Source organism: Streptomyces sp. SD15 (assembly GCF_054462255.1).
The window spans coordinates 1-24,416 of the sequence record NZ_JBTLMO010000003.1; the positions used below are offsets into that span (position 1 = coordinate 1).

General features: G+C 68.7%; 18 protein-coding genes and 7 pseudogenes. 13 read left to right on the forward strand and 12 right to left on the reverse strand.

From position 1 onward, the window contains the following. Positions 1-139 precede the first annotated feature (139 nt). A pseudogene (locus ACX28W_RS03520) lies at positions 140-514 on the forward strand (transposase); the annotation flags it as partial. On the opposite strand, the pseudogene ACX28W_RS03525 reads toward ACX28W_RS03520, so the two are convergent. Further along, positions 397-2,198 (reverse strand): annotated as a pseudogene (locus ACX28W_RS03525) (ISAzo13 family transposase). The pseudogenes ACX28W_RS03520 and ACX28W_RS03525 overlap by 118 nt on opposite strands. A gap of 76 nt (positions 2,199-2,274) precedes the next feature. Between ACX28W_RS03525 and ACX28W_RS03530 the strand changes: the two are divergent. Continuing rightward, positions 2,275-2,407: pseudogene (locus ACX28W_RS03530) on the forward strand (transposase); the annotation flags it as partial. 266 nt (positions 2,408-2,673) lie between these two features. Here ACX28W_RS03530 and ACX28W_RS03535 read toward each other — a convergent pair. From ACX28W_RS03535 to ACX28W_RS03545, 3 genes are all read right to left on the reverse strand, one after another. After that, a complete protein-coding gene (locus ACX28W_RS03535) occupies positions 2,674-4,608 on the reverse strand; it encodes a helix-turn-helix domain-containing protein (RefSeq protein WP_458997271.1) in 1,935 nt (644 codons plus the stop codon). 105 nt (positions 4,609-4,713) lie between these two features. Then, complete coding sequence (locus tag ACX28W_RS03540; protein WP_458997272.1) at positions 4,714-6,075, reverse strand: MFS transporter; 1,362 nt, start codon at positions 6,073-6,075, stop codon at positions 4,714-4,716. 73 nt (positions 6,076-6,148) lie between these two features. Next, complete coding sequence (locus ACX28W_RS03545) at positions 6,149-6,943, reverse strand: 3-hydroxybutyrate dehydrogenase (protein WP_458997273.1); 795 nt, start codon at positions 6,941-6,943, stop codon at positions 6,149-6,151. 1,262 nt (positions 6,944-8,205) lie between these two features. Here ACX28W_RS03545 and ACX28W_RS03550 point away from each other — a divergent pair. Together ACX28W_RS03550 and ACX28W_RS03555 are read left to right on the forward strand one after the other, a co-directional pair. Continuing rightward, entirely contained in the window at positions 8,206-8,982 is a 777-nt protein-coding gene (locus ACX28W_RS03550; RefSeq protein ID WP_458997274.1) for a CoA transferase subunit A, read from the forward strand. Position 8,983: 1 nt separating this feature from the next. Next, entirely contained in the window at positions 8,984-9,643 is a 660-nt protein-coding gene (locus ACX28W_RS03555) for a CoA transferase subunit B (protein WP_458997275.1), read from the forward strand. A 72-nt stretch (positions 9,644-9,715) separates the two neighbouring features. Here ACX28W_RS03555 and ACX28W_RS03560 read toward each other — a convergent pair whose 3' ends face one another. Next, positions 9,716-10,726: an NADP-dependent oxidoreductase gene (locus ACX28W_RS03560; protein WP_458997276.1), complete on the reverse strand. Its 1,011-nt coding sequence runs from the start codon at positions 10,724-10,726 to the stop codon at positions 9,716-9,718. 110 nt (positions 10,727-10,836) lie between these two features. Between ACX28W_RS03560 and ACX28W_RS03565 the strand changes: the two genes are divergently transcribed. Further along, positions 10,837-11,484: a TetR/AcrR family transcriptional regulator gene (locus ACX28W_RS03565; protein WP_458997277.1), complete on the forward strand. Its 648-nt coding sequence runs from the start codon at positions 10,837-10,839 to the stop codon at positions 11,482-11,484. 231 nt (positions 11,485-11,715) lie between these two features. On the opposite strand, the gene ACX28W_RS03570 is transcribed toward ACX28W_RS03565, so the two are convergent. Beyond that, a complete protein-coding gene (locus ACX28W_RS03570; protein WP_458997278.1) occupies positions 11,716-12,114 on the reverse strand; it encodes a hypothetical protein in 399 nt (132 codons plus the stop codon). Between the two features lie 239 nt (positions 12,115-12,353). On the opposite strand from ACX28W_RS03570, the pseudogene ACX28W_RS03575 reads away from it, so the two are divergent. After that, a pseudogene (locus ACX28W_RS03575) lies at positions 12,354-12,518 on the forward strand (DUF899 domain-containing protein); the annotation flags it as partial. A 95-nt stretch (positions 12,519-12,613) separates the two neighbouring features. Here ACX28W_RS03575 and ACX28W_RS03580 read toward each other — a convergent pair. Further along, positions 12,614-13,483 (reverse strand): hypothetical protein, encoded by an 870-nt coding sequence (locus tag ACX28W_RS03580; protein ID WP_458997279.1) that lies wholly within the window; start codon positions 13,481-13,483, stop codon positions 12,614-12,616. 367 nt (positions 13,484-13,850) lie between these two features. Here ACX28W_RS03580 and ACX28W_RS03585 point away from each other — a divergent pair. The 3 genes and pseudogenes from ACX28W_RS03585 to ACX28W_RS03595 all read left to right on the forward strand — a co-directional run. Further along, a pseudogene (locus ACX28W_RS03585) lies at positions 13,851-14,218 on the forward strand (ISAzo13 family transposase); the annotation flags it as partial. A 350-nt stretch (positions 14,219-14,568) separates the two neighbouring features. Then, positions 14,569-14,745, forward strand: coding sequence for a hypothetical protein (locus ACX28W_RS03590; protein ID WP_458997280.1), 177 nt, complete (start codon positions 14,569-14,571; stop codon positions 14,743-14,745). A gap of 191 nt (positions 14,746-14,936) precedes the next feature. Continuing rightward, positions 14,937-15,425 (forward strand): GNAT family N-acetyltransferase, encoded by a 489-nt coding sequence (locus ACX28W_RS03595; protein WP_458997281.1) that lies wholly within the window; start codon positions 14,937-14,939, stop codon positions 15,423-15,425. A gap of 511 nt (positions 15,426-15,936) precedes the next feature. Here ACX28W_RS03595 and ACX28W_RS03600 read toward each other — a convergent pair. Beyond that, positions 15,937-16,128, reverse strand: coding sequence for a hypothetical protein (locus tag ACX28W_RS03600; protein WP_458997282.1), 192 nt, complete (start codon positions 16,126-16,128; stop codon positions 15,937-15,939). A 298-nt stretch (positions 16,129-16,426) separates the two neighbouring features. Next, positions 16,427-17,266 carry a class I SAM-dependent methyltransferase gene (locus tag ACX28W_RS03605; protein WP_458997283.1) on the reverse strand — a complete coding sequence of 280 codons (840 nt, stop codon included), beginning with the start codon at positions 17,264-17,266 and terminating at the stop codon, positions 16,427-16,429. Positions 17,267-17,420: 154 nt separating this feature from the next. Here ACX28W_RS03605 and ACX28W_RS03610 point away from each other — a divergent pair, with 154 nt between their 5' ends. Both ACX28W_RS03610 and ACX28W_RS03615 read left to right on the forward strand, forming a co-directional pair. After that, positions 17,421-18,098 (forward strand): winged helix-turn-helix transcriptional regulator, encoded by a 678-nt coding sequence (locus ACX28W_RS03610; RefSeq protein ID WP_458997284.1) that lies wholly within the window; start codon positions 17,421-17,423, stop codon positions 18,096-18,098. A gap of 410 nt (positions 18,099-18,508) precedes the next feature. Next, positions 18,509-18,637: pseudogene (locus ACX28W_RS03615) on the forward strand (oxidoreductase); the annotation flags it as partial. Positions 18,638-18,790: 153 nt separating this feature from the next. Here the strand turns inward: ACX28W_RS03615 and ACX28W_RS03620 are convergent. Together ACX28W_RS03620 and ACX28W_RS03625 are read right to left on the reverse strand one after the other, a co-directional pair. After that, positions 18,791-19,033, reverse strand: a complete 243-nt coding sequence (locus ACX28W_RS03620) for a hypothetical protein (protein ID WP_458997285.1) — start codon at positions 19,031-19,033, stop codon at positions 18,791-18,793. Positions 19,034-19,064: 31 nt separating this feature from the next. Further along, positions 19,065-19,193, reverse strand: a complete 129-nt coding sequence (locus ACX28W_RS03625) for a hypothetical protein (RefSeq protein ID WP_458997286.1) — start codon at positions 19,191-19,193, stop codon at positions 19,065-19,067. A gap of 395 nt (positions 19,194-19,588) precedes the next feature. Between ACX28W_RS03625 and ACX28W_RS03630 the strand changes: the two genes are divergently transcribed. Beyond that, positions 19,589-21,937, forward strand: a complete 2,349-nt coding sequence (locus ACX28W_RS03630) for a GH92 family glycosyl hydrolase (RefSeq protein WP_458997287.1) — start codon at positions 19,589-19,591, stop codon at positions 21,935-21,937. A 549-nt stretch (positions 21,938-22,486) separates the two neighbouring features. Then, a pseudogene (locus tag ACX28W_RS03635) lies at positions 22,487-22,867 on the forward strand (transposase); the annotation flags it as partial. 416 nt (positions 22,868-23,283) lie between these two features. On the opposite strand, the gene ACX28W_RS03640 reads toward ACX28W_RS03635, so the two are convergent. After that, a complete protein-coding gene (locus ACX28W_RS03640) occupies positions 23,284-24,075 on the reverse strand; it encodes an inositol monophosphatase family protein (RefSeq protein WP_458997288.1) in 792 nt (263 codons plus the stop codon). Positions 24,076-24,416: the final 341 nt, after the last annotated feature.

Consider the following 24,416-nt stretch of genomic DNA (forward strand, 5'->3'; position numbering starts at 1 on the left):
GGCCGCCCCTGACACACCATCAGCCAACTACACTCCGGACGACGCCTCTGACCAGACCAGATAGCGAAACGCTGCTGAAGTATTAGTACTGCAACGGTGCTTGCCGTGACTGCTGGCCAGCTCGGTCGTTGGCGTGGTCATGGGTGGGGACCTTGCTGATGTCAGGTTGTGGGCCGGGGAACTGGACGCTCTGCACGAGCGGTTCGTGCACCGGTTCAACCGGGAGGAGCCGCGTCAGTCGGCACTGGCTTATATGCGGGGGCTGGTTGCTCCGCTGGAGCGGAAGAACGGCTGGACGTTGGCGGAGGAGGCCGGTCACGGGGGTCCCGATCGTATTCACCGGTTGCTGAACCGGATCGAGTGGGATGCCGACGAGGTCCTGGACGACGTGCGTGACTACGTCGTCGAACACCTCGGTGACCGGGACGGCGTCCTGATCGTCGATGACACCGGCTTCCTCAAGAAGGGCATCCGCTCGGCCGGCGTGCAACGGCAGTACTCCGGCACCGCCGGGACCCGTAATTGAATAACTGTCAGTGAAGGGGCTCGATGGGAGTCGCCCGGGCATGCAGTTGTTCCAACGTGCGGGCTGCCGAGCCGGGTAGAGGCGCGACGACAACTCGGTGCAAGTCCAGGAGCCGGTTTCCGTCTTGGAACTGGTTGGACAAGTTGGTGCGGGTGACGCCCAGCAACTGTGCCAGGAATGTACTGGTCACCGCTTTGCGGCGGCGCAAGATGGCTGCCAGGAGTCGGTGGGAGTGGTCCGGGCTGCTGGTTTGCGGGTGGGGGTAGCTGCGTGGGCGGTGGAACCGTCGCTGGAATGCCGCCTCGGCCATGACGTCCCAGTATGGTTCCGAGATCGCCACCAGGTGTTCGAAGTCGGTCCGTGGCATGCCGGTCAGGGCCGGATTGGTGAGCATCATGGTCAGGTCCGGGTCGATCCGGCGGCCGACTGCCAGCACCTCTGGCGTTCGAGGTGGGACAGGAGCCAGTGAGTAGTTCCAGTCGCTGTGGAAGGCGTTGGTTGTGATCGCCAGGGCGTGGAATTCGGCGGGTGTGACACTGACGCCCAGGTCGTAGCTTCCTGTGCCGAGCTCGGCCCCGATGGTCAGCCCGGTCTTGGTGGTTGTGGCGGCGATGGTCTCGATGACGACCTGGTAGCTGGTCAGCGGTCGCCCCCGCCAGTTCGCGGTGATGTGGCAGAACATTCGATGCTCTGTTTTGTTCCATTTCGAAGTCCCGGGCGGTAGGTGGCAGACCGTGATCTCCAGGCCGCTCTCCCGTGCGAATGCGGCCAGGTTGTTCTTCCATGTCCAGCGGCGGGGGTCGTTGGAGCCGCCGGCGTCGGCGGTGATCAGGAGCCGGGTGGCATTCGGGTGGTCTGCTCGCCCGCGGTTCTGCCACCAGCGGCGGATGGATTCCACCAAGAACTCGGAGGTGTCGTGGTCGGTTCCGACGTTGACCCATCCGGTGTTGGCGACGTCATAGATCCCGTAAGGGATGGCCATCGGCTGGTCGTTGGTGGTGAACGTGTGGCAGTCCACCTTGATGGCATCTTTGCCCGGACGCCAGGTGCGACCGGGCCGGTCACGGTTCCCGAGCCATTCCTTGGCCTTGGTGTCGACGCTGATCACCGGCTGGATGTCGTTGAGGAAGGCGGTGGCGGTGGCGTTCAGGTGGGCGAACTGGGCATCGCGGTCCGGATGCCTGACGCCCTCGGTCGTCTTCGCGGTTCCCTGCAGGCTGTCGCCCATGGCGTGCAGCAGGTGCCCGACGGTTGAAGCGCTGACCGGGTGGCCCTGTGCGGTAAGGGTCGAGGCCAGGGCTCGAAGTGACAAAGCGGTCCAGCGCAACGGAGAGACGGGATCACCTCGGGTGTGCGGCTCGATCAGTACCTCCAGTGCCGGAAGCAGACCGGAGTCGGTGTCCGTGAGCCGCTTACGGCCAGCGCCCGGAGCCCGGATCCGTAAGGTCGGCGCGGTGCAACCGGCCAACTCGGCGATACCACGCGCGATGGTGGCAGTGCTGGTGCCAGAGGCAGCGGCGACTCGAGCGATCCCGCCGCGGCCGATAGCGGTGGCCTCGCTGGCCAGGTACAACCGACGGCGACGCTCATCGAAGTGCGGCAGGATCTGAATCTGATCGAACTTGGCCCGCAGCGCCTGTGCAACGAAGCGGCCTGGCAGACACGCAGTCATATCTCAGACTCCCACCAACACCCCGCTACCGAGCACTTATTGAAATGCGGCCCCCGGCCGCACCGAGAACTCCCAGATCGGCCTACGCCACCAGCCGCGGACGCACCCTGATCGACCGCCGCTTGTATCTGCCCACCTCATGGACGGACGACCGGGAACGCTGCCGGCGGGCCGGTATCGACGACAGCGTCGCCTTCGAGACGTCGGTGCGCAACGTGATCCACACCAGCGTCGGGGGTCGCGCGGCCCGGATGCGGGTGTCCAACCGGCTCGGCACGGCGGCGCTCGGACTCGGCGCCGTGACGGTCGCCGTACAGGAGGCCGGCACCCGACACGTTGTGGGGTGTCAACCGCCGCAGGAGGGGAGCCGTGAACACACGCTGGCCGCGCTGAAGTCGATCCGCGCCGTCCGGCCCGACGGCGCCCGGCAACCTGCCCCCGCCATGCACAACGCGCTGGGGCAGCCCGTCAGCGCTCAGGCTTCGCCGACGTCACGGGTGAGCTGGTGAAGGCGCAGCGCCAGGTGGGTCTCCAGGGCCCTGGCGGGGGTGTTCCAGTCGGGGCCGAGGAGTTGCGCGACGCGGTCGAGGCGCTGGACGACCGTGTTGACGTGGACGTGGAGGGCGTCCTTGGCGCGGGAGAGGCTGGCCCCGTGGTCGTAGTAGGCGCGCAGGGTGCGCAGCAGCTCGGTGCCGCGCTCGGCGTCGTAGGCGAGGACGGGGCCGAGGACGCGTTCGACGTACGAGCCGACGTCGGCCCGGTCGCCGAGCAGGACTCCGATGAAGCCCAGGTCGGCGATGTCGGCTCCCTCCCCGGTCCGGTCGAGGGCGTGGAGCGCCTTCAGGCACCGCAGAGCCTCGGAGTGGAGGGCGGCGAGGTGCTCCGGTCCGTGGCCGGGGCCTGCGGCTCCAACGGTCACGGGTGCGCCGAGGGCGCGGGTGAGGTCCCAGGCCAGGCCGCGGGCGAGGGTCCCCGGCTGGTCGGACGGGGCGAGCAGGACGACGTGGCCGTGCCGGGTTCCCGCCAGGCCGCCGAGTCCGCGGGCTCTGCGGGCGGTCTCGGCGGAGAGCCGGGGGCGCAGGGGCGGCACGCAGTCGAGGACGGCGATGGCGTGGGGCCGGGCGAGGTCGATTCCGAGGCGCCGGGCCCGCAGGGTCAGGCTTCCGCCGTCCCAGCGTGCCGACGATGAGGGGTCCGCGAGAAGGTCGTCGAGGAGTTCGCCGCGTACCCGGTCCTCGGTCTCGGCAACGGACCGGCGCATGAGGAGCAGCATCGCGGTGACAAGCGCCGCGCGCTCGAACAGGCGCCGGTCGGCCTCGGAGAGGTCCGCCCGTCCGGTCAGCACGATGCTGCCCAGCGACTCGGTGCCGGCGAGAACGGCGCAGGTCCAGATGTCGTCCGCGTGGACCGCGCGGCCGTCGGTGCGCGAGGCTGCGAGGCTCTCGGCAGAGGGCATCACCGGTCCGGTGCCGGCCCGGGCCAGCTCGCTGCCGTCGGTGTCGTGGACGGCCACTCCGCCCCGGAGCAGCGCCGCGATCTCGGCTGCCACGTCGTCGATGCCCGCGCCTCGCAGCACGAGTTTGGTGAGCCGGTCGTGGGCGTCGGAGGCCCGGTGCAACGCCTCGCCGTGAGCACGGGCCGTCGCGTTGGCGGCTCCGAGCCGGGTGAGGGCGCTGCGTGTCTCCTCAAGCAGTCGGGCGCTGTCGATCGCGACGGCGGCGTGGTCGGCGAGCGAGCCGAGGAGGGCGATGGCGTCGGGGGTGAACTCGCGCGGGGTGCGGTCCGCCGCGAACAACACCCCGATGACCTCCTCTCCCACCCGCAGCGGGACGCCGAGGATTCCGCGCAGTCCTTCCTCGGCCACACCGTCGTCGATGGCCCCGGTGTGCCGGTAGCGCTGGTCGGTGCGGTAGTCCGTGCTGGCGTAGGGGCGTGCGGTCTGCGCGACCAGCCCGCCCAGTCCCTCTCCCATGCCCAGTCGGAGCTGCTGGAAGGCCGCGGAGACGGATCCGTCGGTGACGCGCATGAACGTGTCGTGGGCGAGCGGGTCGTTGAGGGTCAGGTAGGCGACGTCGGCGCCCAGCAGGGTTCTCGCCCTGCGAACAATGGCGCGGAGCACGGCATCGAGGTCCCGCAGGCCCGCCAGATCGCCCGCGGTGTCGAACAGTGCCACCAGCTCCGCCTCCCGGCGGCGGTACTGGTCGAGTACGCGCCGCACGGACAGGGCGACCTCGGTGGTCTCCTCCATCCACGCGACGTCCGCCGCGGCGGCCCCACCGACGCGCGAGCGGGCCGGCTGGGCGGCGAGCTCCTCGGCGGGGGCGTCGGCGGCGAGGAGGTCCAGCAGGCGGCGGGCGGCCGCCTCGGCGGGGGCGGGCGTCCGGGCGTCGGCTCGACGGCCGGCGGTCATGGTGCCTCCTCTCGGGCCGTGTATAGGGGCTGATGCGGTGCAGGGCCCGGTCTGCCGTGTTCCCCATCATGGCGGACCGGGCTGCTCACGAGTGCGGCGGCGGCGCTACACCCGGTCGCCCGCGGCAACCGCGGGAGCGTCGACCGACTCCTCGTCCCGCGAGTCGGCGAGGTCGCGGCCCCGGGTCTCCCGGGTGATAGCCACGGTGATGGTGGTGATCACAGCGGCCGCGCAGAGGTAGATGCTGATGGGGGCGGAGGAGCCGTAGTCCTTGAGGAGTTCAACAGCAATAATCGGGGCGAGGGCTCCGGCGACGATGGAGGCGAGCTGGGAGCCCATCGAGGCGCCGGAGTAGCGAACCCTGGTGTCGAACATCTCGGAGATGAACGCGGCCTGCGGCCCGTACATCGCACCGTGCAGCAGCAAGCCGACGGTGACGGCCAGGGTGATCACGGGGAACGACGTGGAGTCGACGAGGCCGAAGAAGGCGAACGCCCAGGCGGCCATGCCCACGGAGCCGATCAGGGTGACCGGCCGCCGACCGATGCGGTCGGACAGCGCGCCCCACAGGGGGATCGTGACGAAGTGGACGGCGGAGCCGATGAGGACGGCGTTCAGCGCGGTGCTCTTCGGCAGCCCCAGGTGCACGGTGACGTACACCAGGAGGAACGAGGTCAGGATGTAGTACGAGATGTTCTCGCCGAAGCGGGTGCCGATGGCCGACAGCACCTCGCGCCAGCTGCGCCGGAACACCTCGACGACCGGGGCCTTCTCCTTCACGCCCTGCGCGGCGGCGGCCTCGGCCTTGGCCTGGGCGGCGAGGAACACCGGGGACTCGGAAACCGAGATACGGATCCACAGGCCGATCAGGACGAGGACGCCGGACAGCAGGAAGGGGACGCGCCAGCCCCAGGACTGGAAGGCGGCCTCCGACTGGAACGCGGCCAGCAGCGCCAGCACGCCGGTGGCGAGCAGGTTGCCGCCCGGAGCGCCCGCCTGCGGCCAGGAGGCCCAGAAGCCACGGTGCTTCTCTCCGCCGTGCTCGGAGACGATCAGGACGGCCCCGCCCCACTCGCCGCCCAGCGCGAAGCCCTGGACCAGGCGCAGCACAGTCAGCAGGATCGGCGCGCCGACGCCGATGGTGTCGTAGGTGGGCAGCAGGCCCATCGCGAAGGTCGCGCCGCCCATCATCAGCAGGCTGACCACCAGCAGCTTCTTGCGCCCGATCTTGTCGCCGTAGTGACCGAAGACGATCCCGCCGAGCGGCCGGGCGGCGAACCCGATGGCGTACGTGATGAAGGCGATCAACGTGCCCACCAGCGGGTCGACGCTGGGGAAGAACAGTGTGTTGAACACGAGGGCGGCGGCCGAGCCGTAGAGGAAGAAGTCGTACCACTCGATGGTGGTGCCGATCAGGCTCGCGGCGACGATGCGGCCGATGCCGCCCCTCTGCTTGGTCTCAGACATGGATTCACCGGGTTTCACGAACGGGACGGGACGGGGTGGTACGAGGGTGGTGCGGGCCGGTGCGGGCTGCGGTTCAGCTCGCGGTCCAGCCGCCGTCGAGCGGCAGGGAGGTACCGGTGAGGTAGCCGGAGTGGGGGCCGCACAGCCACAGGACGGCGGCGGCAACCTCCTCGGACTCCAGGAGGCGCTTGACGGGCGAGCGGGCCAGCATGACGTTGGAGAGCACGTCGCCCTCGCTGATGCCGTGGGCGGCGGCCTGGTCCCGTACCTGGCCTTCGACGAGCGGGGTGCGGACGTATCCGGGGTTGACACAGTTGCTGGTCACACCGTGGGGGGCGCCTTCGATCGCGGCGACCTTGCTCAGCCCCTCCAGGGCGTGCTTGGCGGCGACGTAGGCGGACTTGTAGGCGCTGGCCCGCAGCCCGTGGACGCTGGAGACGTTGACGACCCGGCCCCAGCCGCGGGCGTACATGTGCGGCAGGACGCGGCGCATCAGCAGGAACGGGGCGGTGACCATCACTTTCTGGATCAGTTCGAAGCGCTCCGTCGGGAACTCCGTGAGCGGGGCCACGTGCTGCAGGCCGGCGTTGTTGACCAGGATGTCGACCTCGGCCGGGAGAAGGTCGATGGCTCCCCCGTCCGCGAGGTCGGTCACGTGCGCCTCACCGCCGGCGGTCTCCGCGACGGCCTTGGCCGCCTCGGCGTCCCGGTCGACCACGTGCACGAGGGCCCCGGCGTGCGCCAGGGCCAGCACGCAGGCCCGGCCGATGCCGCTGCCGCCGCCGGTCACCAGAGCCGTGCGTCCGCTCAGGTCGACCGGGGCGGTAGGCGGCGGCAAGGGAGCCGGGGTGGGAAATGTGTTCGTCATGGCCGGAAACAGTAGGGAGAGCCTCGGGCTCCTCCCATGTAAGCGACCGCTACAAACCACTGCCCATGAGTGGTTCTTTTTACCATAGGCTCGGCGGTCGGGCCGGGCCGCGGAAGGCGGGGCAGGTACGGGACGAGGAAGGAGCGCCGTCCCGTCCGTCCAGGGAGCAGCTGTCCAGGAGGGCCGCGGCGTCCGCCTGGGCGGGCAGGCCGATGGTCCGGGAAGCGGGCGGCCGGTGGCCTGCGCCAAGCCAGTCCTCGAGCGCGGTGAACGCCGCGCGGTGGCATGGCGGAGGGGACGCAGCCTGTCCGGGAACAGGCCGACCAGGGCGTCAATGTGCGTGGCGCCCTCGTTGCGGTTGTAGCGGTGCAGGTGGCCGCGGCCGGCCTTGCGTGCCATGCGGGCGTAGACGTCGGAGTCCTGGCCGATGGGCAGCAGGACGTCCAGGGTGCCGTGCAGGGTGATCAGTGGCTTGCCTATGCGCCCGGTCAGCGCGATCCGTTCTACGGCCGCCCTGACCTCGTCGGGGCGGGCCGCGTAGTCGTAGTCGGTGTCACAGGCCGGTGTGCCCGTCGCGCAGTACGGGGTGCCCGCCTCGGCCGTCCCGTCGAAGCCGAGGCCGAGTGGTAGATGCGCTGGGGTCAGGTCCCAGTAGACCTTGTGGTGGTACGGCCAGAGGAACTCCGATCCGGCCGGGAAGCCCTGCGGCGTGCAGGGCGTCCCTGAGCTGGAGCGCGGTGGTCAGCGCGGCCTCGTACCAGGTCTACCGCGGGGGCACGAAGGTGTGCACCACCGCCTCGACCGCCTTCACCGACACCGGCCTGGCCACCGGGACGACGTACAGCTACACCGTGGCGGCCGTCGACACGGCGGGCGCGGCCGGCACGGTCTCCTCCGCCGTGACCACGACCACCACCGGGTACACGCCCACGTGCCACACGGCGAGCAACTACAACCACACGGTCGCCGGACGCGCCTACCAGAGCGGCGGCTACGCCTACGCCACGGGCTCCGGTCAGCCCATGGGACCCTCAAGCAGACCGCCCCCGGCCACTACGTCGTCGCGGACTCCAGCTGCTCGGCCTGATCCCCTCACCAAGGGCCCCGGTGCAGGTGATCACCACCACCTCCACCGGGGTCGATGTATGGATGACAGCCATGGTCGCCCCTCTGCCGGCTGCCTAGGCTCGCTGCCAGTCGGTTGTACTGGCACCGGCTCTGACCAGCACGGTCAACCCGGCTGCCCGAGGGAAAGGGACCGTATGGGTCTGGACAAGACAGTCGCGAGCGCCGCGGAGGCGGTGGCCGACATCTCCGACGGCACCTCGCTCGCGGTAGGCGGCTTCGGGCTGTGCGGCATACCGGGCACGCTGATCGACGCCCTGTGGCAGCGTGACGTGCGCGACCTCAGGATCGTCTCGAACAACTGCGGCGTCGACGACTGGGGCCTCGGACTCCTGCTCGCCGCCGGACAGATCGCCCGCATGACGAGCTCGTACGTGGGCGAGAACAAGGAATTCGCCCGCCAATACCTGAGCGGTGAACTGGAGGTCGAGCTCGTGCCCCAGGGGACGCTGGCGGAACGGCTGCGGGCCGGCGGCTCCGGCATCCCCGCGTTCTACACCCCCGCCGGAACCGGGACCCAGGTCGGCGAGGGCGGACTGCCCTGGCGCTACGCCGCCGACGGGTCGGTCGCCGTCGCCTCGCCCGCCAAGGAGACACGGGACTTCGGCGGACGCCCGCACCTGCTCGAACACGGCATCACCACCGACTTCGCGCTGGTCCGCGCGACCATCGGCGACCGGCACGGAAACCTCGTCTTCCGCTCGTCCGCCCGTAACTTCAACCCGCTCGCCGCCATGGCCGGGCGGATCACCATCGCCGAGGTGGACCACCTCGTCGAACCGGGCGAGCTCGATCCCGACGAGGTCCACCTGCCCGGCATCTTCGTCCAGCGCGTGGTCCGGGTCACTCCCGGTGACCCCGCAGCCGAGCGGCGCATCGAGCGCCGGACCGTTCGACAGGAAGGCGGTGCCTGACATGGCTCTCACCCGCGAGCAGATGGCAGCCCGCGCCGCCCGGGAACTGACCGACGGCAGCTACGTCAATCTCGGCATCGGCCTGCCCACGCTCATCCCCAACCACCTGCCGCCCGGCGTCGAAGTGGTCCTGCAGTCCGAGAACGGCATCCTGGGGGTCGGCCCCTACCCGACCGAGGACGAACTCGACGCCGACCTCATCAACGCCGGCAAGGAGACCGTCACCACCCTGCCCGGCGCCTCGTTCTTCGACTCCGCCCTGTCCTTCGGCATGATCCGCGGCGGCCACATCGACGCCGCCGTACTCGGGGCCATGCAGGTCTCCTCCTCGGGCGACCTCGCCAACTGGATGATCCCCGGCAAGATGGTCAAGGGCATGGGGGGCGCCATGGACCTCGTCCACGGCGCCGGCCGGGTCATCGTCCTCATGGAACACACCGCCAAGGACGGCACCCCCAAGCTCGTGGACACATGCAGCCTGCCGCTCACCGGCCGCGCCGTCGTCCACCGCATCATCACCGACCTCGCCGTGGTCGACATCACCCGGGACGGCTTCGTCCTGGCCGAACTCGCCCCCGGCGTCACCGTCGACGAAGTCCGGTCCGCCACAGCCGCGGACCTGACGGTGCCGGCCGACCTCGGTACCGTACGGGCAGCCTGAACGGAGCCGGCCGGGCACCTGGGGGCCCGGGGTGCGCTACGGGCCCCCACGGCGCAGCGACGGAACGCTGTCTTAAGCGACCGTGAGCACGATCTTGCCTTGGATATGCCCTCGGGCGGCGCGTTCGTGCGCCGCTCGGGCATCCGCGAGCGGAAACGTGCTGTCAATCGCGACGCGGACCGTGCCCGCGTCGAGCAGGCGTCCCAGTTCAGCGAGTTGCGCGCCGTTCGAGCGGACCTGGGTGCCCGACACCGTGACGCCCAGCTTCGCGGTCTCTTCGTCGTCGTAGTCGCCGAAGAACACCGGGTACAGGGCGCCGCCGCGCTTGAGGGTGCGCAGGAAGCGGCTGCTGTCGCGACCACCGACGGCGTCGAGAACAAGGTCGACGTCGTGCACGAGTTCCTCGGGACGACTCTTGGTGTAGTCGATGAACTGGTCGGCGCCGAGCTCGCTCAGGAACGACTCATGCGCGCCCGATGCCACCGCGATGACCCGTGCACCCTTCCACTTCGCCAGCTGTAGCGCGAAGTGCCCCACGCCGCCCGCGGCGCCGTTGATGAGCACCGTCGTGTCGGCGTCGAGTGCCATCGGGCGATGCTGCGCCGCTTGGAAGGGCGACGGGTGATCGTGTCCGAGTTCGATCAGGAACTGCCACGCCGTCAGTCCGGCCATGGGCGCCCCGGCGGCGTGCACGTGATCGATGCCGGCCGGCTTGCGTGCGAGGTCCGACGCAGGCGCGGCCACGTACTCGGCATATGCGCTGCCATCGAAGCTGGGAAAGCGAAGGAGACCGAAGACTTCATCACCGACGGAGAGGCCGTCCACATCCGCGGCGACGGCCTCGACGACGCCCGACACGTCCGTCCCCGGAATCACGGGCAAGCTGAACTTCGGCCTCGTCTCCGGAGGCAGGTTGGTCAGCCCGTCGCGCAGGTACCAGTCCGGAGGATTGACGCCGACCGCGTGAACGCGAACGAGCACCTCACCCGGCTTCAGATCGGGAATCGGTACCTCGTCGCAACGCAGAACCTCAGGGCCGCCGTGCTCATGCACCCTGATCACCCTCATCGTGCGTGTCGGCATCGTTTTCTCCTGCCCCCGTCACGGGATACGCTCACCGGATCAGTGATCCGGTTATACGGATCACTGATCCGAATATATGGATCAGTGATCCGGATAGTCAAGAGGGACAGATGCGGGCCGACGCCAGGAAGAATCACGACCACCTGCTCGCAGTTGCGGGCGCCGTCATCACCGAGCAAGGCGCCGAGGCATCGATGCGCGACATCGCACGCAGAGCCGGCGTAGGGCTCGCCACGCTGCTCCGTCACTTCCCGACGCGAGAGGCGCTGCTCGAGGCCTTGCTTCGCACGAGCTTCGACGAGCTGACGGCAAAGGCAGACGCGCTCGAAACGTCGAGCTCGCCCGACGATGCGCTGGTGTCGTGGCTGCGCGACTTCGTCGCATGCGCGCACAACTATCGCGGCGTTGTGGCGTTGATGGTGACTGCCATTGAGGACACGCAGTCCGCACTTCACGCTTCGTGCGTCACGATGCGCGCGGCCGGCACGCGACTCCTTGCCCGCGCTCAGGCTGAGGGCATGGCGCGAACCGACATCGACGGCACCGACCTGTTCGCGCTGGCCGGGTCGCTCGCGTGGCTCGGCGATCAACCCTCGCTCGCGCCACGCGTCGATCACCTCTTCGGTGTTGTCGTGAGCGCGATCCTGACGAATCCAGCGAGCATCGACCCCCGGGGGAACGCTGCCTTCGAGCCCGTATCTGAAATCGTCGCGGACGCGGACCAGCGAACTTGGCCGCGAGACTCTCCGACGGCGTGAGTCTTGGGCACGACCAACCGGTTGACTCGCTCTGACGCGGAGGGGGCGGTTGCGTCAGCGAGAGGGGCCGGAGAGGTCCTCGTCGGTCGCTGTTGGCCACTCGTGCCGCGCCAGCAGTTCGGACTTCAACGTATTCGCGAGCTCACCGGCTTCTTCGGGCCGGCCACCGCTGTACCGATGTTCCCCGAGGCCGAAGACCCAGATGGTGCGCACCTCTTCGGAGCCAACGGCTCAGGACGTCACCGGAAGGGAGGAGAGCGTGCCGTCGGACTGGTGAAGGTGCTCGCGCAGGGCGGCACTCTCCGCTTCGAGTTCGGCGTTGCGCAGGCTGAGGGCCTGGATCTGATAGGCGTACGCGGCGATGGTGGCGCGCATCTCTCGCTGTACGGCCGAGTGCTGGGAGCGCAGGGCGCGGTCGGCTCGTTTGAGGGGGGCGATCTCGGCGGTGAGAGTGTCGGTCTGGGGACGGGGCGTGTCCGGTGCGTGGAGAAGCACGGTGAGGGCCTTCGCCACGGGTGAGCGGTAGTAGGTGGCGCGCGAGATGCCCGCCTCGATGCACAGCGCGGTGATGGTGCAGGTGCCGTCGGTGTGCTCGAGGTGTCCGGACATGATCCGCTCGAAGGCACGCACGATGGCCTGGTCGACGCCCGACCGTAGGGGAACGCTGGCAGTTCCCAGTGCGTGCCGCAGGCGCAGCTCCGAACCGGTCAGTCATGTGCGGGGTCTTCGGTGATGGGGCGCAGTTCGGCGATGGCTTGGTCGAGTTCGGCGATGTGGGTGGTCAGCCCGGCGGTCTGGAGGCGGGACAGGTCGACCGGCCTATCGAGCGGGCGCTGGGCCTGGGCACGCGCGGTGGCCAGTCGGGGCAGGAGGACAAGCCCGAGGGCTGGCCCGAGGGGCGCCGCTCGTGCTGGTTCTGGCGCTCGGACGCGGACGGGAACGCCACCTGGGGCCCGACCAGCCGGCCCGTGCCGCAGTGGACCCGCCCCGGCGCGACCTCCGTGGAGACCCTCGGCCGGCACGGCCACCACTGACGGGCCTTCGTCGACGGCGTCGGCAAAAGGTGTTAGGTGCCGGGCAGACGCCGGTGTTCCAGCCAGGCACCGACGGTTCGCCGTCGCGCCTCGGGTTACAGCAGGCGTGCGAGAGGCAGCGCCGCGACGTCGGGAGCGGGCCGGGAGACATACAGATCGGTGTGGTAGTAGCCGTCCGCTTCCTTGTCTGCCGTGTGCAGTCCGTTCACAGCCAGGGCGTCGAACGCTGCGGACCGTTCGGCGCTGTCGGCGAAGCGGCGCTGCCGGAAGGTACGGGTGGGCAGTTTCTCCGTCACCAGGCCCGACCGGGCGAGCAGATCGGCGATCGGCTGGTAGGGCACAGTGCGCAGCACGAACGCCGCGACCCACGGCGGGGTCGGCATGCAGTCGAGAAGCCTGGTGAAGGTCCGGGTGAAGACGTAGCCGACGCCGCCTGTGACGGTGATGAGGTCCGTGCCCGCCAGTGTGCGGCGCAGGGCGGGGCTCGGTTCGGTGACTTCGAGGTTCTCCGCGAAGGCGTGGTCGAGCAGGCCGACGGCGCGGGCGTATCCGACGGCCCGGGCTGCCGAGTCGATGCCTGTCGCCGTTGCGGCTTCCGGGCGGCGGCGCGCTGCGAAGAAGGTCCGGTCCTCGGCCGCGAGGTGCCGGGCCGGCAGGGCGGAGAGGTGGTGGGAGGCGTACCGGGTGAACAGGTCCGCCAGAGTGACACGGTAGTTGAGGAGAGCTGTGTTGATCCCGTAGGAGCAGCACAGGTCCACCACGTTCAGTGGCGTCCGGTCGGGGTGCAGCCGGCGCAGGGCATAGGTCAGTGCCCGGAAGACGGCCTGGCCATGGTGGGGTATCTGGTACTCCAGGGATCGCAGGGTTGCGAAGTACGGGCGGGGGTCGGGACAGTCATAGATGTCGTTGAAGTTCGCTTTGCCCCAGTCGGCATTCGCGGTGGTGTTGCTCGCTCCTGCTGCCATGGGCGGTCTCCTGACCTGCGTCGGCCGGTGGGAAGGACCCGATGGCGCAGGGATACGGCCGGCGCCTGTGCGCTCGGCGGGTCGCGCCACGGCCCCACTCTGCCCTCTCCGGCGCGCGACGGCAGCCTGGAGGAGCTGACAGGGTGATTACGGTCCGTGACCGGGGCCTTGGTGCAGCCGGGGCTGGGCAAGAGTGTGTGGCGTCCCGGTTCAGCTCCCGGTCCGCGTCATCGAGGAAGAAGTACCGCTCCAACCCGAGCCTCCTCGCCTGCGGCCGGACCGCAGATCGGTCGGACGAGATGAGAACGCTTCAAGAATCCCGAAATTACCTCACCGGACGGCAGAGCACACAAAGGAGGAACAACCCCCTGGCTTTACAGGGGCAAGCATTCAACGGCGCTCCAGGAGAACTCAGGCCGCCCGAGTGGAACGGCGCCGTCACCAACAGCGAGGCGGCCCCCGTCAGCCGGGCACCCGCGGCGGCATCTTTCCTCAAAAGATCGGCGACGCGGAGCGCCTGCTGGCCGCCGTGCTCTTCCACCGCCGGGTCTGCGCCGGCAAGGTCGTGGCCGAGCTGTTCCAGGTGAGCCGCCGCACCATCGGCAACGCTCTCCTCGACGTGCGCCCGCTCCTCGAAGAAGACGGATTCCACCTCAAAGCAGCCCCGAGGAAATACCGAACTGTCGGCGCCTCTTGGCCTCCTCCGTTCCCCGACAGGGGAATCCACCACGTTAATTCCGCACAGCTCCACTTCCTGAGGAACGTGTTCTCCGTGATACCCAAGGGATCCGGGGAAATGGCCGCGGCGACCATCCGCACCATCTTCATCCAGCCCACCGCCCGTCCGGGTGATCGTGGACGCCCAGTCCGTCAAAGGCGCGGAGACAGTGTCGAACGCGACGCGCGGATACGATTCGAACAAGCATATAAATGGGTGGAAGCGGCATCCCTGTTGACCAGTACTACGGCCTGCTCGTCGATCTGCTGGTCACCCCTGCCGACGTCCAGGAACGCGACGCGGCCCGCGTCCTACTCGCCCGCCTGCACGCCGAGCATCCCTTCGTTCTGCTGCCGAAGAGGTGGGGGTGGAACGGAGTAACTCGTGGACGATGCGGGCCCGGCGCAACGCGAGGGACTATGAGCGCCTGATGTCCCACGCCGAAGCCCACATCCAGTGGGCCTTCATCACCCTCATGTCCCGCCGCCTGGCCCGCCCCCGCCGCCAGACCGAGGCATTGCCGGTCACCCTCGCAGCCTCCTGACGACCAACGCGCTGCCGCTGCCGTTCGGAACAGCGACCATCGACGCCCAACCGAACCGCAAGCGGGATCACTACCACCCTTCATGTCCCCGTGACCTGCGAAAAAAGGACGTGACTCAGCTTCTCACGTGATGTGGCCCCGGGCGCGAAAAGCGTTGGCGCCCCCGTGGCGCAGGCCGACATCCTGTCCGCATGCTGATCAGGGAAGCCAACGCCGAGGACTGGCCTGTCATTTGGCCCTTCTTCCACAAGATCGTTTCCGCTGGTGAAACCTTCACCTATCCGATCGATCTCAGCGAGGAGCAGGGCCGCGACTGGTGGCTCCTGCCGGCCCCGAACCGCACGGTCGTCGCCGTCGACGACGCCGGAACCATCCTCGGCACGGCGAAGATGAACAACAACCACATGGGCAACGGCTCACACATCGCGAGCGCCAGCTACATGGTCGACCCAGCGCACTCTGGCCAGGGCGTGGGCCGAGCGCTATGTGAGTACACGGTGGAGTGGGCGCGCGCGGCCGGCTTCCGGGCGATGCAGTTCAACGCGGTCGTTGAGACGAACGTGCATGCGGTGAAACTGTATCGGTCCATCGGCTTCGAGGTGCTGGGCACGTTGCCGGAAGGCTTCCGACATCCCTCGAAGGGTTACGTCGGGCTCCACATCATGCACCACGCCCTCTGAGCCACAGCAGAAACTGAAGACAGACGATCCAGAACCTGCCACCCGCCGTCCGGATCGGCGTCGATGGACGCCGATCCGAACGGCAAACAGAGACCTGTCCCACCGCATGGCGCCGTGAGCAAAGCGCGTGGTGTACCTGGACGGGTACGCCGGCGAGGGCCGGTACGAAAGCGGCGAGCCCGGATCGGCGGAGATCGCATGCGGGTGGCGACCAAGCACCTGAACCAGCATCAGCTGCGCTGGACCTGCTTCTTCACCGAGGACCAGGTGGTGCGCGCGCCGCTGTTCCTGTTCCTGGACCCGTGCGGCCTCGGCCTGCCCTACGGCCGGCTCGTGGGGACCATGACGGCACGCCGCAGCGCGCGCAGCTGGCCGCCGACGGAGTTCCTGATGAACTTCAGCATGGACGCGGTGCGCAGGCTGGGCGGCAACGCCCGCTCCGCGAAAGGCCTGGAGCGGTCCTCGCAACGGCTCGTCGAAGGGGGCCGAGCTACCCCTGCGGGCGCGAGGGTTAGGCGCCGTCGGGCCAGGGGAACCCGAGTTCTTCGGCGCGTTCGCGGTTTCCGCCGCACACCTGCCCGTAGGTCTTCGGGTCCTCCTCGGCCAGCTGGCGCAGGGCCGCGGCGGCCTGTGCCTCAGGCGGGGTGCCGTCGTCCGGTATGTCCCAGCGGAATGGGAGAGGGGTGCCGTCCGGCTTATGCACCCCGCGGGACCCAGCAGCCCACGCCGGAAATCATAAGAGCCATCCGGTCTCCGGCACAATGCAGTCCGGGGACGGGTAGCGACGGCTTTGCTGCGATCTTGGTTCCGGCTGGTGCGACCATCTGCGGCGCGCTCCCGACAGGCAGCCGCACCGCGCGCGGCCGATGTGGCGAAGCCCCACCTCAGCCTGTCCCTCCAGAGGAGCTACACCCATCGGAGATAGGGTGGCGCATCGCGTCCCCGCCCCTGACGTGCATCCAAGAGACGCGTCAGGGGCGAGGCGGCCGACGCTCTGTTCCTCACCTGCGCTTACGGGCCGTCACCAAGAGGTACTCCCAATCCATACCGGCGGAGTCCGCCACGTCGATGTGGCGCTGGGCGAGGTCGTCGAGGGCCTTGTCCAGCGCGGCGACCCGGTCGGGGTCGTCCGCGACGTTGCGGTAGGTGGCGATGGTCGGGCCGTAGTTGGTCTTGAAGTAGTCCCGGAAGGCCGCGGGCTTCTCGAAGCGCTCGACCCGTACGGTGCGCCGGTGCGCTTCGACGTCGCTCACCCGGTCGCCGAGGAGGCTGCGGACGTGGTCCGCACGGCCCCACAGCGGCGGGGGTTGGGCCCCGGGCGGGCTCTTGGGGGCGTACGGCTTCATCGTGGCGAAAAGCTCGCCGATGAATCCTTCCGGGGTCCAGTTGAGCAGCCCGATGGTGCCGCCAGGGCGGCAGACCCGGACCAACTCGTCCGCGCCGGCCTGATGGTGCGGGGCGAACATGATCCCCACGCAGGACATGACGGTGTCGAACTCTCCGTCCGCGAATGGCAGTTCCTCCGCGTCGGCCGTACGCCACTCCAACTCGGCGCCGCGGTCGGCCGCGAGCTTGCGCCCGGCCTCGAGCAGTTCGGGCGTCAGGTCGCAGGCCACGACGTGCGCCCCGGCCAGGGCGGCAGGGATCGCGGCATTGCCCGATCCGGCCGCAACATCCAGCACGCGTTCGCCGCCCCTGACCCCGCATGCCTGGACCAGTTCCGGGCCGAGGTCCTGGATCAGCTGGGTGGCCACGGCAGAGTAGTCACCGAGCGCCCACATCTTCCGGTGTTTCGTCTTGAGTGCGCGGTCAGCTTCGACGGCGTCGATCGCTTCGGTCATGGCTGCCCTCCGGTGTCTATTGCCGTAGCACCGAAGATAGGAGCGTGCGGGGCTCCCGTCCTAGTACGGAATCTGTACCAGCGGCCGCCGGGCGCGAGCCGTAGGATCGTCCCGCGCTGTAGCCGCGCCGCCGCCGGGCACCTACCGTGCACCCATGGGGTCCTCGTACTACCAGTTCTGCCCCGTCGCCAAGGCGATGGAACTGCTCGACGAACGCTGGACGCTGCTCATCGTGCGCGAATTGATGGAGGGGACCGAGCACTTCAACGCACTGCGGCGCGGGGTGCCGCGGATGTCCCCCACGCTCCTTTCCAAGCGGCTGCAGCAGCTCATGCGCGCCGGAATCGTGGAGCGACGCCCAAAGGACCATCAAGTGCGCTACGTTCTGACCCCGGCAGGCCAGGAACTGCGGCCGGTGGTCGAGGCGTTGAGCATCTGGGGCATCCGCTGGATCGGAGAGCTCGGCGACGAGGATCTCGACCCGAAACTGCTGCTGTGGGACATGCATCGCCGTATCAACCATGACGCCGTCCCGGAAGGGCGCACGGTGGTCCGGTTCATGTTCTCGGACGTGGCCACACGCAACCGCGAATGGTGGCTCGTGATCACAGCCTCCGAAGCCGACGTCTGCGACCTGGACCCGGGCTTCGAGGTGGCCGTCACCGTCTCCGCGAGCCTGCGTCACATGGTCGAGATCTGGCGCGGCGACCTGGGCTGGTCCGACGCTCTGAGCACCGGTGCCCTCACGGTCCAGGGCCCGGAGAGTCTACGGCGAGCAGTCCCGGGCTGGTTCACACTACCGCCGTTCGCCGCAGTCCCCCGGCCTGCTTAGCCGTACACAGCCGTCATGCAGGTCCCGAGCATCCGGCGCGCGGGACCCGTTGCTACGACGCAGGCGCTTTGCCGCCGCGCCCGCCGCCTTGGCGATCGCGACGCCAGCGGCTGCCGCAGCCGGACCGCCGCCCACTCACCACCGCCCACCGTCCGGCGCGCACCGAGCCCTGCTTGGGGGTTGGACTGGTAGGCGCGCATGTTGAGGTGTCGCGTATTCGTCGCCGACAAACCCGACGATCGATGCGCCGGCGCCCTGCCACTGGGGCCACAGCAACCGGAGGCTGACGTCGTCGCGGTCCGAGTCGTCGGCTGGTGACAAGTCGGTGTGAGCCATGAATGGTTCCTTGGAGGTCCCAACAAAGGCGCTGGACGTGGCGGTGGGTGATCAGGCAGGTGGCGAGGCCGAGGCGAGTCGACGGCACGCGTAACGGCGCGACGATGACACAGCGGGACATCGACGATGTCATCGCCGCCTACGCCGAGGCGGCGGCCGCGGCCGAGCGCATCGGCTTCGACGGCGTGGAGATCCACGGCGCCGGCTGCGGTGTCTCGTTCAGGCGCATGAATGCAGCTAATCGTTGACTGGTCATCTATCTGTTGTCAGAGCTCGAGGCATTGAGGCCAAGGCGTAGGCATCCACCCCCACACGGCCCGGCCCGCTCCGCCGCGCGAGAGTTGCCAGTTGACGGATCAACAACTTCCTGTGTCCCCGCGCTCGCGGCGGAGGCCGCACGGAAGGAACCATCCGATGTACGTCACCGCCGCCATTCTCAGCGCGCTCCTCACCCTGTCCTCGTCGCGCACCTCGTCGACGACTTCGGCTTCGACCCCGTCGTTGCAGGGCCACTTGCCGCAGGAGTACGGCTCGAACCGGGCACCGAGCCGTTCGGCGCCAACGTCGATGCCGAGGAACTGCGCGAGATGCTCAACCACTTCCCGGAATCGGAGCGCGGACGGACTGTCATCAGTGCCCGGACCGCTGCCTCAGCATCATCTCGGCCAACCGCCCGATGAGAGGGAGCAGGATCCAGTTGATGCGGCGCACCGTCACGTACTCCGCGATCTCCTTGACGTCCATGAATTGCGTGGGCATACGCCACCCTCCAGCAGTCGCACAAATTACGCGACCGAGCGCGGACACTCGGACAGTGATCAGCGTGGTGACGGCACCCGTTTTGGACGGGCCGACTTCTTTGCGCTGGTGGCACGCGAGTTGGTGAGGCTCGGCGTCGGAACGAAACGTAGGCAGTGGAGCCCCGTTGGAGCAGATGGGCCTTTGCCCCTGACCGTGGACACCTCGGTGCACCCGAGTTGCGCGAACGCGCCGGCGACCGGCTCGCGTGATCGGTCGCGGAAGGCTACAGGTTCGCGTGATCCGCTGAACTGCCGGTCCGCTCGCAGCACTTGACGATTACGTGTACACGACGAAGAATGATCGCGCCCTACCCTTGACAACGTTGTCTAGGCTTCGAGGAGGCATTCCCGCCCATGGGATGGACTCAACGGCTACGCGATGCGGGGATGGTGGTGGCGACCACCATCCTCCTCGGCGGCTCCCTCGCGGTTCCGGCGGCTCGGGCGGCCGTCCCGCCGAGCGCCCCGCTCACCGATCTGGTCAACCCGTTCATCGGAACGGAGAACGAAGGCAACACCTACCCCGGCGCAGCCGTGCCCTTCGGCATGGTGCAGTTCTCGCCGGACACCGGCCACAACACCGGCTACGACTACTCCCAGAATCACATCCGCGGCTTCTCCCTCGTCCACCTCTCGGGCGTCGGCTGCGGCCTGGGCGGCGACCTGCCCGTGCTGCCGACCACGGGTGACGTCACCGAGACGGACTACGGCAAGTACGAGGCGGAGTTCAGCCACGACAGCGAGTGGGCGAGCCCCGGCTCGTACCGGGTCGACCTGAAGACCGGCATCGAGGCCGAGCTGACCGCGACCGCCCGGACCGGGGTGCAGCGCTACACCTTCCCGGCCACGGACAAGGCCAACGTCCTGCTCAACGCGGGGCAGTCGCTGCACAGGACGATCTCCACCAAGGTCGAGATCCTCGACAACCGCACGGTGCGCACCGCCATCACCGGCAGTGGCTTCTGCCAGGACACCAAGCCGTACACCGTCTACACGGTCACCCGCTTCGACCGCCCGTTCACCACTTCGGGCACTTGGAACGGCGATACCGTCACCGAGGGTTCCAAGGAATCCGTGAGCGCGGAACGCAACGGCGCCTTCGTCCGCTTCGACACGACGAAGGACCGGACAGTCGAAGCGACCACCGCGCTCTCGTACGTGGACGCCCGCGGCGCCGCCCTCAACCTCCGCTCCGAGGAGGGCCGTTCGTTCGACGCCGTCCGGAGCCAGGCGCACCGCACGTGGGAGGACCGGCTCGACGACGTACGCGCCCAGGGCGGCGGTGACACCTTGCGCCGCACGTTCTACTCATCGCTCTACCGGTCCTTCCTCGCGCCCAACATCGGCAGCGACGCCGACGGTCGCTACACCGGCTGGGACCAGCGGGTCCACCGCGCACAGGGCTTCACCTACTACCAGAACTGGTCGCTGTGGGACACCTACCGCACCCAGTCGCAGCTCCTCTCCCTGCTCGCGCCGCGTGAGGCCAGGGACATGGCGATCTCCGTCATCAAGATCGACGAAGACAGCGGCTGGCTGCCCAAGTGGGGCTACGGCACGGTCGAGACGAACATCATGACCGGCGACCCGGTCACCCCGTTCCTGACCAACGCCTACCAGCAGGGCCTGCTCAACGGATACGAGGAACGGGCCTACCGCGCCCTGAAGAAGAATGCCGACGGAGTGCCGCCCGCCGATTCGCCCGCGGTGGGCCGCGAAGCCAACAAGGAGTACACCGCGAACGGCTTCGCGCCGTACGTCAAGGACCGCCCACACGCGAAGCCCGGCGACTCGGACTACGACCACGGAGCCTCCGCGACCCTGGAGTACGCCCTGTCGGACGCCATGCTCGGCGCGATGGCACGGGATCTGGGCCACGGCGCGGACGCCGCACGCTATGCCGCACGGTCCCAGAACTACCGGAAGATCTACGACGGTTCGACCGGCTTCTTCCGCGCGCGGGATGCCTCCGGCACCTTTACCGGACCGGCGGACCCGGCCGTGAGCGAGGGTTTCCACGAGGGCACGTCCTGGCAGTACCAGTGGCTCGTGCCGCAGGACCTGCCGGGCATGGTCGACCTGATCGGCGGCAAGCAGACGGCCAACGACCGGCTCGACTCGTTCTTCGCGTACGAGCAGCTTCTGAAGGAGCCGGCGAAGACCGCACGAGAGGTGTGGGTCAACGGCCCGTACGACTACTACAACGCGGACAAGTACAACCCGCAGAACGAGCCCGACCTGATCGCCCCGTACACGTATCTGTCGACCGGTCAGCCGTGGAAGACGACCGATGTGGTGCACGCCGCGCTGACCTTGTTCACGGACGCGCCGACCGGCATGACCGGCAACGACGACCTCGGCACGATGTCCGCCTGGAACGTGCTCTCGTCCATCGGGATCTTCCCGGTGCAGCCCGGCTACGACACCTGGGGCCTGTCGACGCCCGTCTTCGAGCGGGTCGATCTGACGCTCGACCGGCGCTACTACCCTCGGGGCGCCCTGACCGTGACAGCGACGGGCACCTCGGACCGTGACCGGTACATCCAGTCGGCGAGGGTCGACGGTTCCTCCTACGGCCGTACGTATCTGACGACCGAGTCGCTCCGAGGCCTGCGGTCGCTCTCCTTTACAGTCGGCGCCGAACCGTCCGGCTGGGGGACGTCCGCCGACGCCGCCCCGCCCGCCCTGGGACCTACGCCGTGAGGCAGTCGTTGGGCAGTGCGTCGAGCGGCGTACGTGGGTCGGAGGGTTCCGGACGGGTCGTGGGAAAACGCGTAGCTGTTGATCCCCCGGCCGAATGTCCGACCGCAGCACTTCGGCACACGCCACACCGCTGACGAGACGCGGTCGCGGCAATCGCCCATGCGCTGGTCAAACGGATGCGCATGGCGGGCGCCGCGGCCGTCACTCGACGGCCTCCGTCGCCTCGGACCGGAGCTTCGCGCGGTGCAGGGGCCCGATCGACGCATCGGGTCACGCCGTCATGTGAAGTTGACCCGTGATCCTGGACGCTTTTCTTCTACGCTGCGAGTGTTTGGTCGTTTTGGAACCGCTGCCGTGTCTCGAGGGGGGAGGTACCCGAAGAGAGGGGGGATGGCGTTGGCCATCAACTGGCCCTCCACCTGGCGAGGATTCGCCACGTCACAGAACGCCGGAGCGAAGCGGCCGAGGAAAGCCCGTCATTTCGCCGGACCCGGTGCGCCGCCCCCGGCTGTCTCCTGCATGCGCCTCTCCCCCTCAGGACCGTGGAGGATGGGATTGCTGCATCACGATGCCCAGCGGGAGCCGTTCGCTGTGGCGTCACACTTCCGGGACGACTTCGTTGCGTGTCTGACTGCCCGCCGTGACGAACTGTTCGAGCTGACCGACGCCGTGCTCTGCGCCGACGCGCCGGTGACGATTCCGGTGGACCTGACGCTGCTGGCCGAGCACCGCCGCGGGCACAACACGCGCTACGACGCTCTCAACCGCGGCCGGATCGACGCCGGACGGCTGCGGCGGACTCTGGCCTCGCCACCCCAGCCGAAGGCAGCTGATGATCGGCTCGTCCGGGCCGTGGATGTGAGCAACTGGCTGCGGCCGGACGCGCCGTGCAGCGCGGAGCGGCTGTTCTGCCACACCTTCGGCCGCAGCCGGGACCTGCTCGACCCCGGCCAGCTCGCGCACCTCGACCGGCTCGCGCCGAATCACTTCTACCGGCCGATCCACCAGGCGCTGTCGCCGCGCTGCGCAAGCTCCGGATCGATGGCCATCCCGCGTTGGCAGCCGAGGATAAAGATCAAAAGGCAGCTCTACGGACGAGCCGGATTCGAACTACTCCGCAAGATGATCCTGCTTCAGTAACCCTCCGCGACCGCTCCCCAGGATCAGCGCCGGAACGGGCAACGCTTGTCCATCAGTTTGGAAGCATTCGGCGCCCGCGGGCGCGTCGAAATGTTCACGGGTTTGGACAGCGCTGACCCTGCGCGGGCTGCGGATGATGGCGCTTCTTACGCTCCCCGTTCGCCGCTCAGGAGTGCGGCCGCAGCTGTTCTATCTGTTGCGCGGCTTCAGCTGCGGATCATCGACATCAGCAGCTGGTGGATTTCGCCGTCCGCGGCCGCGACAAGTCCGCGGCCTGCCTGTCCGATCGGGCCGCCGTCGATCCCGGTGACTACGCAGCCAGCGGCCTGGCACAGAGCGATGCCGGCAGCGAAATGCACGCTCCCGGACAGGTCGCCGCCATCCGTGACGTATGCGGCGCGCTTGCCAGCGGCGACCCAGGCCAACGCCAGAGTGGTGGACACGACCCGGGGCCGGAACCGTTCCACGAACCGGTGCTGGGTCAGCAGGTCCACAGCCCGGAAGCCGGGCGCGCTGGGGAACGGCGGATCCAGATTGACATCCACGAGTTGGGTGGCAGATGTGGGCGCCAGCTGGGCATCGGCACCATCGTGTCGCACCCAGGCGGTCTCACCATCGGTGAAGAAGATCTCGTCGCTGAACGGGTCGGCCACTGCAGCCGCGCTGCCGCGCAGCGCCACGTTGACGGCCACGAGCATGTTGCCGACGGCGTAGTTCAGCGTGCCGCACAGGGGATCCACCAGCCACTGGCGCGCGGCCTCTGCGGCACCCTGCTGCCCGCCCTCTTCGCCAAGCACAGCGTCATCGGGCCGGGCAGCCTGGATGATGCTGAGGATCGTCTCCTCGGCCTCGACATCGGCGGCGGTGGCGAAGTCCCCGGCGCCCTTGTCGGTGCGGGCAAGCCGCTGGCCGTACATGTTGCGCACTACGTCCGCGCCGGCACGTGCCGCAGCTATCGCGACCCCAGCATCGTCAAGGCCCGCATATGAGTTGATCATGTCACGCAGGATATCGGCGGCAGAGGCTCAGATCTTCGCCTGCCAGGCCAATCCCGAACCCTCGCAATCGAACGCTGCTGTTACGCTCCACGACCACTCCCCAAGACCTGTGCCAGAACCGAGTTTTGAGAGCACCCAGGCGCTTGCTTCGCGACCATGGTTGTGCTCTGCACGACGAGGGGGCCGGGGGGCTGCCGCAGTCCAAGGTCGATCTGTACGCGGCGGTCCGCCGTGATTCGCGTCAGAGTCTGTCGAAAAACCGTGCCCTTCAGCGGAAGTACGGCGTCGGGTTTCTGACGGTGCAGAAGGCGTTCGAGGTTTCCGAGAGCGTGGACGAGTCG